We start from the raw sequence: 12,779 nt of genomic DNA, 5'->3' as shown, positions 1-12,779 counted from the left end.
TTTTCATTTTATTGTTGTATAATGACAGGGAAGGGAAACGTTTCCCTGATCTTGTTTTATCGTATTCCCCGAAATCAAACGGAGGAGCTCATGAGTACCGTAAGGGAAACGTTTCCCAAACGAGAGAGGAAAGAAATTCCCGGGGGGCGGAATCTGCCGGACCATCTGCCGGAACGTCTGACCATCGCCATGCCGATCTGGGCTTTGCATGACACGCCGGAGGGGGGCGCGTATCATGATCTGGATACCATGATGCGGGAACTGGTCGAACGCGGATTCAACACAATACGGTTCGACGACGGAGCCGGGCTGATCGATGTTTCGCCGGATGGGAGCGTACGGGGGACGATTCCGATCGTGGAACCATTTCCCGGCTTCACCCGGAACATCCGGCAGAGCTGGTGCTGTGGCGACGGCGGGCCGTGTGACCTCGCCGGACGGTTGTTCGAGCTCTGCGAAGCGGCGGCCCGGCATGGCATCTTTCTGATTCTGTCAAGCTGGTATTATCTTCACACCTATCAATATTGCGGCGATGAAGCACGGAATCGCCGCCTTCATGCAATTCCGGCACATGAACGATATGAGTATTTTGCTACGCAACTCAATCTGCTGCTGGCCGAACTGCGCCGGAGAGGCGTGATCCGGCAGATCGCTTTTGCGGAGATTTTCAACGAGTCGGACGGGCTGAACTTCATCAACGGCTACGGCAACGCCAATCACCTGTCTCCGGTGGAGAGACATCGGTTCCGGGAAGAACATGCGCAGGCCCTGCGACGGTTGATTCAGCAGAATCCCGACGTCCTTTTCGCGGTGGATACCTACACGCCCTATACCGATCCGGAACTCTTCCCCGACAATCCGCCGATCTGGAATTTTCACAACTACTTTCTCTGGGATCTGTACCGCGTGCTGGAACGGAACCTGCTCGTTCCGGGGACGGATGTCACTTCGCCGGAAGAACGCGGTGATCTGGACCGGTTTCTCCTGCCGCACACCGTCCCGCTGGAGAGCATTCGCAACACACGGCGCGGTCTGCTGCCCGCTCCGGAAGACTGGTACCGGCGAATCTGGCTCTACGCCCAGCTGGATCAAAAGAGCTTTCCGGAACTGTCACAGCGATTCCGGAACGCCCTCCGCCAATCCGCCGCTCAATACCGGGAGAAGCTGGATGCCTCGATCAAGCACGCGATGGAATTTCATCGGCAACACTGCCCGGACGCTCTGCTCGTCTGCGGCGAAGGGCTCTCCTTCTGTGCCAGAACACAACTGCAGTGGGAGGAGGAGAGCGAAGAATACTGGGCCATGGCGGAATATTTTGTGCGCGCAAACCGCCGGGCCGGTCTGTGGGGAACGGTACTGCGCAGTTGCTGCGGGCCGGAAGACCCCTCCTGGCATCGCTGCCCGGAGCAACTGCTCCGGCTGAATCGAATCTTCAAAGGCGAATTGTAGAGGAATGCTCTGAAAATGAAAAACGGCAGGACCACCATTGCCGACATCGCCGGCAAACTGAACGTTTCACTCAATACGGTAAACAAAGCCCTGTACGGGAAACCGGGCGTCGGGCCGGAACTGCGCGGCCGAATTCTGGAGACGGCGCGGGCCATGAACTACCGGGTCAATCGAATCGCGCAAAGCATGTCGCGCAAGCCGCTCCGGCTCGTCGTGGTTTCGGAATCCGGGCAGTTCGGCCAGCGGCCGGAATTTCTCAACGGCATCCAGAATGCGCTGGAGCAACTGGCCGATTACAACGCCGGCGGCGAATTCATCACCGTCGATGGCGCAATCGACGACGCCCTGCTGGAAAAACCGGAGGTATCCGCCTTCATTTTCAACCATATCACCCTCGATGACGAACAGGAGCGTTTTCTCTGTTCCCGCAACGTTCCCTTTGCCTACCTGGGCAACGACCGGTTTGACTCCGAAAGCCGCCGGGCGATCTGCATCCGAAGCGATGCCCGTCAGGTGGGAGCATGTGCGGCCGACCTCTTTGCCCTGATGCTGCAGCCGGGCGATGAGGTCGGAGTGCTCACCGGATTCCGCAGCTATCGCGACCATGCGGAAAAGGTCGAAGCCTTTGTCGACACCGCCGGCCAGTACGGCCTTCATCCAGTCGGCGTCGCCGAACACGGCGACCGGCCGGAGGAGGTGGAGGCGTGTTACCGTTCTCTGCGGAAGGCACATCCCGCACTCCGCGGCGTCTTTCTGGCCACCGGTGTCAGCGGCACCCTGTTCGAGGCGCTGGCGGCCGAAGGCTCCTCGCGGTGCCGCTGTGTGGCGGTGGATCGTTATCCCGGCAGCGCCGCGGCACTCGCCCGGGGCAGCATCGATGCGATCGTCCACCAGAATGCACAGCTTGCCGGGAGACGGATGATCGAAGAGTTCTACCGCATTCTGACCGGAGAAAAACTCTCCGGCGAACTCCTCCTCATTGAACCGGAAATCCTGTTACGCCATACCGGGAGGCCCGAAGAATGATATTATCCGTCAGCATTGTGCTCTTCATGCTGCTGCAGATCGGAGCGGCGATTCTTTTCAAATGGGGAACCATGACGCCGACCCATTACTGGCCGGGGTTTCTGCTGGGCAACGCGCTGGGAATCGTCAGCATTCTGGCGCTGATGAACATTTACAAGGTTCTGCCGCCCAACCTGGCGGCGGCAGTTTGTACCGGAGGCTCCTTTCTCTGCATCCAGCTGGCGCTGGCCGTGGTGTTCCGCGCCGCTGTTTCCGTCTCAACCGTCGGCGGAACACTGCTGATTTTATCCGGGATACTCTGGATGACGCTGGCAACAGTCAAATGATATTTTCCTCAACTCAACCCACAGGAGAATGTTTCATGGAGCACACTTACCGAAAGATCTTCACCGGGGCCTCGATCCTCGTCCTGACGACCCTGGGGGCGGCCGAGCTGCAGATCGACGCCGCGGTCGACAAACCGAATCTGCTTACGAAAACGGCCTCCGGAACTTCCGCCGCGGTGGTTTCGGATTGCGCCGTCTCTGAAATCGACCAGTGGAAAGCGGGGGCCCATACCTTCGTGACCGGCCGGAACGGCGGGACGGTCACACTGCGCTTCCGCGCCAAGTGGACTCCGGACCGCCGCATTCACGGCATCTGGTTCCGGCGCATTGCGTTGAATGCCGAGCCGATCACGCCGCAGCTGCCCGCCGGCTCCCGCAGTCTGGCGCGCTTGTTTCAAACCGCAGACTCCGGGGAGACGCTGCTCTTCGCCACATACAAGGATTTCGGTTCGTACACCTTTTCGGCCAAGCCGGACACCACCTACACGGTGACGTTTCAGCATCGCGACGGCGGTCTGGCCGTTCCCGCGTCGGATGTCTGCTGTCTGGACCTCTCCTCCGCCCTCAACCGCACCTATGCCGACCCCTCCGCGAAAGAGGGGTGGACCGGCCAGGGGCCCAGAACCGATATGGGCGGCTTTGACGTTCAGCGGATCAGTTTCGGCGGAATGGAGTTCCGCCTGAAAGACCGGTGTGCCGTCTTCAACTCCACCTACGTTCCGACCACGCTGAAATCCTTTACCGCCAACGGGAAGAACTTTCCGGCGAAATATCTGTATCTGCTCCACACCGCCGCCTGGAACCGGGCGGACACCGTCGCCGGCAAGATCAAGGTGAACTACGCAGATGGCAGCCATTCCGACTTTGAGGTGGTCGGCGGCAAAGATGTCGACGACTGGTCCCAGCTCATCCATCTGCCCAACGCGCGCCCGGCATACGTGCATCGGGAGTCGGAGGGAAAGGGGGTGCTCTATCTCTCCGCGTTCCCTCTCCAGGAGAAACCGGTGAAGAACATCGAATTCTCCTCGCCGGAAAATTTCGTCTGGATTATCGCGGGAGCCACCCTCTCCACCCGACAGGTGCCGATCGCTCCGGAAAAGAAGGAGTTCCGGGCCACCGCACCGGCCTGGAAGGAACCCGACTTCCCCTCTCCGGTGGTGGTCGAAAACTCCGTCCTCGATTTGTCTGGAAAGGGAAACGTTTCCCCTGCCGGTTCCGACGGCCGGGTGATCGCTGTGCCGGGGAAAGGATTCCAGTTTGAGAAGAAACCGGATGTTCCCGTGCGGTTCATGGGGATGGCGGATACGCCGTTCTATCTCCGGACCGCGGGCGACGTGACCGATATGCACGGAAAACTTGCCCGGACTGCGGAGGCGGCCTCCCGGCAGGGGTACAATCTGGTCCGTCTCTGGGTCGATCAGCATCTGATGGGCCGGTCGACGCAGAAGGGAATTCCCGACCCGCGGCGGGTTGAGGCGTTCGACTTCTATCTTTCGGAACTGAAAAAACGGGGCATTTACGTGACCTTCGCCATCGCCTTCTTCCGGGTCGGGGCTGTCGACCATGTCAAAGATCCGGTTACCGGCCAGGTCAAACGGGATATCAAACTGCTGGTCGCGGCGGAGAAGGCGCGCAACACCCGGAAGCTGCTGACGCTGTTCGGCGAGGAGAAGGCGCGCGCCGAGTGGAAGGCGTGGGCGGAGACGATGCTCAACCACGTCAATCCCTACACCGGCCTCGCCTGGAAGGATGATCCCATGATCGTCTTTCTGGAGCTCTTCAACGAGCAGACGCTCGCGATTCCTCACCTCTTCTGGGGCGAGTCGTGCGATATCGCGCCGGAGGCGATGGAGTTCATCCGCAAGAAATTCTGCGCCTTTCTGGAGAAGAAATACGGCACTGTCGCCTCCCTCAATCAGGCCTGGCAGAAGCAATACGCCTCCTTCTCCCGGATCCGTCTGCCCGACTTCCTCCGCAAAGACCAGATCGGCGCCGACTGGGAGGAGTTCTGTTTCGACGCGATCGACGAAAACTACCGGACCGGAACCGCCATACTGCGGAATCTGGGCTACAAAGGGCTGATCGGGCAATACAACTTCCGGGCCACCCTGAACATGTCGAGGTTCCGCCGCGACCACCTCGCCATGATCATCCGCAACACCTACTACAAGCATCCGAGCCGCTGGGACTCCATCGGTTCCCGGGTCGGTCAGGAGAGCGCCATCCGGGAATACGCTCCGCACTTCCGCAACACGGCGGCCTCCCGGATCGCCGGCCTGCCTCTGGTCATCACGGAACACAATCACTGCTTCTGGAACCGGTATCAGCACGAAAACGGCCTGCTGTTCTCCGCCTATTCCGCGTTTCAGGGGTGGGACGCTCTCTGCGCCCACGAAACACCAGTCGTGATCGAACCCGGTGAGATGTACATCTCCAGCTTCCGTATCGCGGGCTCTCCGGTGCTGCGGGCCAATGAGTTTCTCGCCTACGCGCTCTTCAAGCGCGGCGATGTCAGACCGGCCGAAACGGAGTTCCTTCTGGATCTGGGCAAATTCGATGCGAATGACGCCGATCTTGCGGTTGATTCCGAAGTGAGCAAACTGGCGCTGCTCAGCCGTCTGGGGGTCTACTCGCCCCATGCCGCAATCCGCCCCAATTCGCGCCTTCTTCAGGTCAAGGGCGGTTCGGAAGACAGATCGTTCGACTGGCACTCGGAGGTTGTCGACGGCGGCAGCTCCTTCTCTCTGGCCGGAGCGATCGCCGGCATGGAGAAAAAAGGCAAAGCTCCGGCAATCCGGCAGGGCGTGCTGATCAGCGATACGGGCGAACTGGAGCTCGACCCGATCCACCGGCGGTTCCGGGTCAAAACGCCGCGCACCGAAGGGGCCGTGGTCAACGCCGGCGAACCGGCGACCCGGCTTCCCCGGCTGACGATCAAAAAATCCAGCGTGGACGCCGCCATCGCTCTGGTCTCCATGGACGGGCGGGAGCTCTCCTCCAGCAACCGGATGGTGCTGGTCTGCAACACGGCGGTGATGACCCGGGACACCGTCCTCTCGCGGGACCGGACCACTCTCCTCGGCTGGAAACGCCGTTCGAAAGTTCTTCTGGAAACCGGAGTGTTCGATATCGCCATCCGCCGGAAAGGCGTTGCCCGTGCAACCTGTTATCCGCTCTCGGTCAATGGAATCCGGCGCGACGGGATTCCGATGCGGCGGGAGGGGGAGTATCTGACGGTCAATCTGGACACTGCCGCGTTGAAACACGGCCCGACACCATTCTTTGAAATTGTCGTCGAATAGGGGGAGGAAATGGAGAGTTCCGCATTTTCCTGCAAAAACGGACCGCAGCGTTTCGTCAGCTGGTGGATCGACTGGCACGATCTTGACTGGCCGGACCCGGATAATCTCGACCGGATTCGGCGGCGGGCTGACTCCATCGCCGAATCCGGCGCAGACGCGGCCATGGTGTTCGGGGCGCATTTCCGCTGGGATTTCATGCCGTACTGGACGATTCTGCACGACTATCTTGCGACCGTGGCGGAAGAGCTGCATCAGCGCAACCTGCGGCTTTTCGATCACCATTCCGCTTCGCTGATTCACCGCTACGACACGCGGGAGGAGGCGCGGCAGGTCAAACTTCACTCCGGTCCCCATCTGCCGTTCGCGCCGTCGCGTGAGGCGGCTGCGAGCTGGAGTTTTCAGGGCAAGCTCCTCAACGACTGGCGGATGCGGGATCTTCGCGACGGTGGAATTCTGCAACTTCCGCAATATGCCGCAGAGCAGTTCTGCCACAGCAACCCCGATTTTCGGGACGCCTATCTGGAATATGTCAGGCGTCTGCTTGCCGAAACCGGTATCGACGGGCTGATGTGCGATGACCTGATCCACTTCATGGGGTACATCTCCTGCGGCTGCCGCTGGTGCCGCGCAAAATTCCGGGAGAGCTGTGACAGGGAGCTGCCCCCCTGGGGCGACACCGGGTTCTGGGGAAACTGGAAAAATCCGGCCTGGCGCACCTGGCTTGAACTGCGGTTCCGTGCCAACGGGGATTTTCTGGCGAAAGTCCGTTCGGTTCTGCCGGAGGATTTCCCGATGCTGAGCTGCTGCAGCGGCAGTTCATCGCCCTACGCGCTGCAGATCGGGCAGGATATCCGTGAGTTCAATCGCGGCTGTTCGATGATTCTGCTGGAAATGGGCGGCAACACCCCCCCGTACCCCGGTGATCCTGTAACCTGGAATCCGCCGTTGTACGAACGGGTTGCCCAGAGTGCGCACCACCTGGCCACCGCGCGGCACACCGGCCAGTGCATCGGTCTCGGATACGGATTCCACGAGATCAGCGGAAATGTCATCTGGGCTCTGAACAAGTCGCTCGGGTGCGGAACATGGTTCTCCACGTTGAAGGCCAGACTGGGGCTGCCGCTCTCCCTGCTGCGGACTCTGCCGGATGACGCCGCTCCGGTCACTGTCGCATACCGCTTCGAGCAGAAGCATCCGGAGCTGTTCGATTCGGAGGCGCGGCCGGAGATCGGCGTGTTCTTCTCGTACGAGACCCGGAACAACACCGCGTTCGGCGCCATGAACACCGGTTACATCCGGGATTTCAACGCCGCCCTGAACCTGTGTGCCGCCCACGGACTTCCCTTCGCGGTGGCATTGGAGATTCCGGAGGAACCGGACCGTTTCAAGGTTCTGCTTCTTCCCTCTGCGGCCCGGATGAGCGGGCTCGAAAAACAGCGGCTGAGCCGGTATGCCGCCCGCGGCGGTGTCGTACTGGCGACCGGACCATCCGCTTTGCCGGAGGAGGACGGATTTGCTCTGCCCGACAGACTGGTTCCCGGCAGCGACGAGGAGCCGGAAATAGCCCCGTCGTCCCGGCCCGCACGCTGGCAGATGCTCACGGAGAACATTGTTCTGCATCCGGTCCGGACGGGGGAGGGGGCGGAGGCCGCCGCTCTGTTGAAAATCGCACTTCTGAAGCACCTTCCCCGGGGCCGTTTCCTTGTGGAGGGCGGCGATGGGTATCTGAAATTCCCCCGCTACACCGGGCGGTGCTGTCTGCTGCATCTGCTGGCCGCAGAATATGACACTGAGGTCGATCAAAAGCTGGAGGCGATGCGCCGGCACCGTTCCCGCGTCAATGTCATCCGGACGGCCCGCCCCCGGGGCGTGAATCCCCGGCTGTTTTTGCGCGGGATACCACAAGTTACCGTGATTCTGCCGTTCCAGCCGGACCGGAAAGCGAAACTTTCTCCGGCGCCGGACGGCATACACGTGGAACTGCCGGAAGAGTGCATCTATGCGATTTTGCAATTCCCCCTGGAAATGACATCAGAAGAGAGGTGAGGGAAACTATGAAAAAAGAGAGCGGAAGCCGAAGTTTTTCTCTGATCGAACTGCTGGTCGTTATTGCGATCATCGCGATTCTGGCCGCTATGCTTCTCCCCGCGCTGAATCAGGCCCGGAACAAGGCGGCGGACGTCAGCTGCGCCTCCAATCAGAAGCAGCTCGGCCAGTACCTCCTGCTTTACATTCAGGAGAGTAACGACATCATCCCGGGGGCAACGAGAAACTGGGATCTGAGCAGTACCGGACATCCTCCGTGGCTGAGCGTGATCTACGTCCGCTATGTCGACCCGCAGACGACCTCGCCGAAATACGACTGGCTGTCGGAAAAGGGGAGGGTGTTTCAGTGTCCGGCAATGCGGGATCGCGAATATGCTGAAAACATTATGGCACACCGCCATTTCGGCATCAACCGCGACGGATTTGCCTCCAATGACGACGGAACACTCAATCGCAAGCTGACGAAAATCCGGAAACCGTCGGAACGTGCGGCGTTTTTCGACATCGACCGGGGAACCGTTTCCACGCTGATGAGTCCCATCGCCTACCATCTGGAGAGTATGGTGCTTTTCTCCAAAAAAGGAGTGTGGCGGCATCGAAACGGAGCGGGAGCCAACGTCACCTTCGCCGATGGGCATGTCGAAGGAATGACCCGAAATGAGATTCCGACGACAAACGGAAAAAACGCCGGGTATTTCTGGTATTCCGGCGATAAGACGAAAGCAGACGGTTACTACTGAGTCGGACACAAGCGGAAAGTCCATCGCACGTTCGGCTTCGCGCGCCTGGAGTTTCGCAAGGTCGGGGAGGTCAGGAGGGCGTCCGGCCCTCCAGACCTCCCCGACCTTTCTTCGCAGGACCATGTTTTCGATTTTAGCCGCAGCAAATGAAACAACATCCAGAAAGCTTTTACACCTTTTGTACCGCGACTGCCTCTTCATTCAGTTCGCGGATCGTGTAGGGGGGCGGCGTTAGCGCTTCGGTGCTGATGTCCACCGCACGCAACGCTTCCAGCGTCTCCGCCGCCGCAAGCAGGTCCTTGACCTCGTAGTAGCGCGCCCAGAGCGCGAGAACCCACTGCTGCACCGCCGCGCCCTTTTCGCTCCCTCCAGCCGCGCAGGTGTTCGCCAGTGTCAGGTCTTCCGGGTCAACGTAGGTTCTCTGGTAGGTTTTGTAGTTGCTCCAGAGCGTATCGCCAAGCTGTTCCCGTAGCTCCTCCACCGTCGGTTCCGGCGGAGCCGCCAGTTCCGGAAGACCGTCCGAGCCGGTGACAATGCGCTTCCCGGTCTCCTGCCCGGCCAGAAGCTTCCGGTAGCGCTCCTCCGTGATCTCCAAGAAGCCATCCGGAACAATGTATTCTTCCGTTTCTTCGTTGAAGCCGAAGTGAATCTCGTCGATGTAAAAGCCGTTGTTCCAATAGTATTTCATTATTCCACCTTCCCGATAACCATCCAATAAACAACTCCGGAATTCGCTCCGGAGGCGGAAATCAAAATCTTACCCTCCGAAGCTCCGGCGATTCCCAGTTTTACCGCGCTGTTGCTGGAACTTGCAAAACGACCGTAAGTTGCCGTTACTGTAACCGGAAGTGTAATCTCCCGCGAATCGGGGTTACTGCTCAAGCTGTAGCTTCCCCACTGGAAAATCAGGTTTCCTGGAAGTTTCAAATAACCGATCGGGTTGATATCTGCGGACACGGCATCCAGCTTCGCCTTGTCCGCCGCTGACATGAGGCCGGAGGAGGACTGTGTAGCGTTCTCTCCGAGACCATCCAGCTTCACCTTGTCCTCCGCTGACATGAGGCCGGAGGCGGATTGCGTCGCATCGGGCATCGTGACGGAACCGGATTCATCCGGCAGATGTCCGTTGATCGACAGCACCCCGGAGGCGAGTGTGTTCACTGCTGCGGCGCATTGGTACAACGTTGCCGATTCTTCCAGATTGCCGCCCCGGGAGTTGATGGAGTTCACCAACGTGTCTCGGGCATCGTCGAGGTTGGTTAAAACATGGGAGAGGGGCATGACGGTTTGTCTCCTTTCTGTTGAAATTCCGGCGTGAAACTCAGCCAAACTCTGTCGGATTGTCAACCTTCTGCGGGTTTTCTCAGGAGAATTCGGTGAACTTGGATCGATAGTTTCCTCGGGGGAAGAAGGAAGGAAAAACTATATTTTTATGCTTTTTTATGCACAACTTTCCTTTCGGACCGGCTTGCTTTCCCCAAAAAATGTCTGTAGTGTATGGCGAAGCTGGAAATCTATCGAATCCGAAGGAATGCCGCTGTAATCATGAATCGTTTTATTGCTCCAAACCCCGCGGTGCCGCGCTATTTTTCCTATGAGGATGGGCGCACGTATCTCCCGATCGGCCAGAACCTCTGCTTCGTCCGTCATTCCGAGCAGTATACCGAAGAGGAGGTTTTCGCCCTCTTCCATCGCTGGATGCGCCGTCTGGCGGAGAACGGCGGCAACTTCGCGCGAGTCTGGCTGGGGACACCGTTTTTCGATGTGATGCCGGAGCATCCCGGAGAGTTTTCTGCGGAGAACCGGGCCCATGTGCTCAAGATCGTGGAATTTGCCGAAGAACTCGGGTTGAAGCTCAAGTTCACGCTGGAACATTTCCGCCGTGTCGCTCCTTCGGCAGGAAGCGATGTGGAGCAGTTTCCCGGCGCTGTTAACTTCAACAAGCCGCTCTATTCCGGGTTGGCCGACAGCATGCGGGACTATCTTGCCTCCGACCGCTGCCGGGAGCTGTATCTGGCGAAGGCGCAGTTTCTGGCGGAAGCGGGAATCGGCGACTCCCCCGCGGTGATCGCCTGGGAGCTCTGGAATGAGATCAACTGCATCGGTTCGATCGACGAGATCCGGGCGTGGAGTGATTTCATGCTGCCCCGGCTGCGGAAGATGTTCCCGCATCAGATGGTGGTTCAGAATCTGGGCAGTTTTTCCGGCGATGAGACGTTTCGCTGGTATGACTACCTGGCGGAACAGCCGTGCAATGATTTTCTGCAGGTGCACCGCTACCTGGATCCCGGCGCGGCGCTGGATGTCTGCCGTGGAAGCGTGGATCAGCTTGCCGCGGATTCCATCCGGGAGTTGCTCGACCGCGACGCCGGGCGGCCGGCGATTCTGGCCGAGGTAGGCGCCGTCGAGGCAAGCCACAGCTCGTATTCCCATCTTTACGAACTCGATCGCGAAGGCACACTGCTGCACGACCAGCTTTTTGCGCCGTTTTTCGCCGGGAGTGCCGGTTCCGGCCAGAGCTGGCACTGGGATGAACTTTATATCGATCGCCACGATCTCTGGTACCATTTCCGGCGTTTTGCACGGGCGGTGGAGGGGATCGACCCGGTGGCCGAAGCGTTTCGCCCGTTCCATACCGAGACGCACCGATTGCGGCTCTGGGGATTGCGGGGGAAGTCCCATCTCCTGCTCTGGTGCCGGGATAAAACGAGCAACTGGCAGAGTGAACTGCAACGGAACATCCCTGCCGAAGTTCTTTCCGGCGAGTCGATTCCGGTCCCGGAAAACGCGACAGAGGGCAGTTGCTATCTGCCGTGGGAAGACCGCTGGCGGGAGTTGCGCTGCCGGGAGGGCCGGGGGGAACTTCCGCCGTTCCGGCGTTCGATCGTGGTGAAGATTCCTCTGGTTACAGTCTGATTTTGCGGCGGGGCGCCCGACCGGTGCTCTTGCGATGAATCAGCCGCGGCGGAACCTGAATCAGCCGCGGGAGAGCCTGATGCTCCACCATGTCACAGAGCTGATCGACGGCAATTCGAACCAGTTCCGGGAAGTCGGCGGAAACCGTTGTGCGCGGCGGATCCAGATAGGCGGAGATTTCCGGGTACTCCCAGTCGATGACCGAGAGCTCCTCCGGAATTCGCAGATGGAGCGCATGGAGCGCCGCGTTCAGTTTCAGTGTATGAGCGGCATTGACGCAGATCAGTGCGGTACAGCCCTCGTTGACGGCTTTGCGGAGGGCGCGCGTCAGCCGGGAGAGGCTGGTGGACATCTGATCCTCAAAAAAGATGGTATGGCGTTCCGGCTCCGCGACGCCGAATCCGGCGAGCGCGTTGAGGAATCCATCGAGCCGCCGGGTGAGCTTCCGCTGTTCCGATGCTTCCCCTTCCAGCGAAAGCATCCGGATGTCACGGTGGCCGAGTTTCCAAAGGAAGCGGACGGCGTCGTGCATCCCTTGATACATGTCGCTGGTGACGGAGGCGATGTTTTCCCCCAGGTGCATCTCGCCGTGAAGATTGACCGTGGGCAGCGGTGCGAAAGTGCGGAGGTTCTCCGTATCCGGTGCGCTGATGGCCAGCACGCAGCGGAAGGGTTTCACCACCTGTTCCGAATCGAGGCCGCGCCAGATGAGTTCAACGCCGAGTTTGCGTTTTTCAAGCTCCTCGAGAATCGCATGCAGGGTGCTCGCGTAGTACCCGTGGATGTCGCAGAGGCGGAAATCCAGCAGAACTCCGACCGTCCAGTTGGTGCGGTGCCCCATGTCGTAGTTGAGCGCCCGGGCGGCTTCGACGACCCGGCGGCGGGTTTCCGCCCCGATGCGGGAATCCCCGTTCATAACTCTTGAAACGGTTGATTGCGAGACTCCTGCCTTTCTGGCAACGTCGCTTCCTGTC

10 protein-coding genes are annotated in these 12,779 nt (G+C 59.7%); 7 read left to right on the top strand and 3 right to left on the bottom strand.

Features of this window, described 5'->3' with window-relative positions; all coding sequences use genetic code 11:
• Positions 1 to 90: 90 nt before the first annotated feature.
• The 6 genes from ACMLHG_RS06140 to ACMLHG_RS06115 are packed head-to-tail and all read left to right on the top strand — an operon-like array spanning position 91 to position 8,889.
• A complete protein-coding gene (locus ACMLHG_RS06140; RefSeq protein ID WP_417169923.1) occupies positions 91 to 1,449 on the top strand; it encodes a cellulase-like family protein in 1,359 nt (452 codons plus the stop codon).
• 15 nt (positions 1,450 to 1,464) lie between these two features.
• A complete protein-coding gene (locus ACMLHG_RS06135; protein ID WP_294437200.1) occupies positions 1,465 to 2,475 on the top strand; it encodes a LacI family DNA-binding transcriptional regulator in 1,011 nt (336 codons plus the stop codon).
• Positions 2,472 to 2,801 carry a hypothetical protein gene (locus tag ACMLHG_RS06130; protein WP_294437198.1) on the top strand — a complete coding sequence of 110 codons (330 nt, stop codon included), beginning with the start codon at positions 2,472 to 2,474 and terminating at the stop codon, positions 2,799 to 2,801. Before ACMLHG_RS06135 ends, ACMLHG_RS06130 begins: the two co-directional genes overlap by 4 nt.
• 35 nt (positions 2,802 to 2,836) lie before the next feature.
• Positions 2,837 to 6,103 (top strand): beta-galactosidase, encoded by a 3,267-nt coding sequence (locus tag ACMLHG_RS06125; RefSeq protein ID WP_417169922.1) that lies wholly within the window; start codon positions 2,837 to 2,839, stop codon positions 6,101 to 6,103.
• A 9-nt stretch (positions 6,104 to 6,112) separates the two neighbouring features.
• A complete protein-coding gene (locus ACMLHG_RS06120) occupies positions 6,113 to 8,149 on the top strand; it encodes an alpha-amylase family protein (RefSeq protein WP_417169921.1) in 2,037 nt (678 codons plus the stop codon).
• 8 nt (positions 8,150 to 8,157) lie between these two features.
• Positions 8,158 to 8,889 carry a prepilin-type N-terminal cleavage/methylation domain-containing protein gene (locus tag ACMLHG_RS06115; RefSeq protein ID WP_417169920.1) on the top strand — a complete coding sequence of 244 codons (732 nt, stop codon included), beginning with the start codon at positions 8,158 to 8,160 and terminating at the stop codon, positions 8,887 to 8,889.
• Between the two features lie 169 nt (positions 8,890 to 9,058).
• Here ACMLHG_RS06115 and ACMLHG_RS06110 read toward each other — a convergent pair whose 3' ends face one another.
• On the bottom strand, positions 9,059 to 9,577 hold the full coding sequence (locus ACMLHG_RS06110) for a hypothetical protein (RefSeq protein ID WP_417169919.1): 519 nt from the start codon (positions 9,575 to 9,577) through the stop codon (positions 9,059 to 9,061).
• Positions 9,577 to 10,218 carry a hypothetical protein gene (locus ACMLHG_RS06105; RefSeq protein WP_417169918.1) on the bottom strand — a complete coding sequence of 214 codons (642 nt, stop codon included), beginning with the start codon at positions 10,216 to 10,218 and terminating at the stop codon, positions 9,577 to 9,579. The genes ACMLHG_RS06110 and ACMLHG_RS06105 overlap by 1 nt, the downstream gene beginning before the upstream one ends.
• Positions 10,219 to 10,434: 216 nt before the next feature.
• On the opposite strand from ACMLHG_RS06105, the gene ACMLHG_RS06100 reads away from it, so the two are divergent.
• Entirely contained in the window at positions 10,435 to 11,805 is a 1,371-nt protein-coding gene (locus ACMLHG_RS06100; protein ID WP_417169917.1) for a hypothetical protein, read from the top strand.
• Here the strand turns inward: ACMLHG_RS06100 and ACMLHG_RS06095 are convergent.
• Positions 11,795 to 12,779, bottom strand: a 985-nt coding sequence (locus ACMLHG_RS06095) for a LacI family DNA-binding transcriptional regulator (RefSeq protein WP_417169916.1), incomplete at its 5' end; no start/stop codon positions are given. The two genes, ACMLHG_RS06100 and ACMLHG_RS06095, sit on opposite strands and share 11 nt — an antisense overlap.

The sequence above is a fragment of the Victivallis sp. genome, assembly GCF_048170485.1.
Taxonomy (GTDB): domain Bacteria; phylum Verrucomicrobiota; class Lentisphaeria; order Victivallales; family Victivallaceae; genus Victivallis.
Note: the sequence above shows the minus strand (reverse complement) of the source record. Positions and strands in the feature narration are given on the sequence as shown.

What these genes read in the sequence shown, in the direction of transcription:
- ACMLHG_RS06140 (WP_417169923.1), top strand. Translation starts at nt 91, where the DNA reads ATGAGTACCGTAAGGGAAACGTTTCCCAAACGAGAGAGGAAAGAAATT.
- ACMLHG_RS06135 (WP_294437200.1), top strand. Translation starts at nt 1,465, where the DNA reads ATGAAAAACGGCAGGACCACCATTGCCGACATCGCCGGCAAACTGAAC.
- ACMLHG_RS06130 (WP_294437198.1), top strand. Translation starts at nt 2,472, where the DNA reads ATGATATTATCCGTCAGCATTGTGCTCTTCATGCTGCTGCAGATCGGA.
- ACMLHG_RS06125 (WP_417169922.1), top strand. Translation starts at nt 2,837, where the DNA reads ATGGAGCACACTTACCGAAAGATCTTCACCGGGGCCTCGATCCTCGTC.
- ACMLHG_RS06120 (WP_417169921.1), top strand. Translation starts at nt 6,113, where the DNA reads ATGGAGAGTTCCGCATTTTCCTGCAAAAACGGACCGCAGCGTTTCGTC.
- ACMLHG_RS06115 (WP_417169920.1), top strand. Translation starts at nt 8,158, where the DNA reads ATGAAAAAAGAGAGCGGAAGCCGAAGTTTTTCTCTGATCGAACTGCTG.
- ACMLHG_RS06110 (WP_417169919.1), bottom strand. Translation starts at nt 9,577, where the DNA reads ATGAAATACTATTGGAACAACGGCTTTTACATCGACGAGATTCACTTC.
- ACMLHG_RS06100 (WP_417169917.1), top strand. Translation starts at nt 10,435, where the DNA reads ATGAATCGTTTTATTGCTCCAAACCCCGCGGTGCCGCGCTATTTTTCC.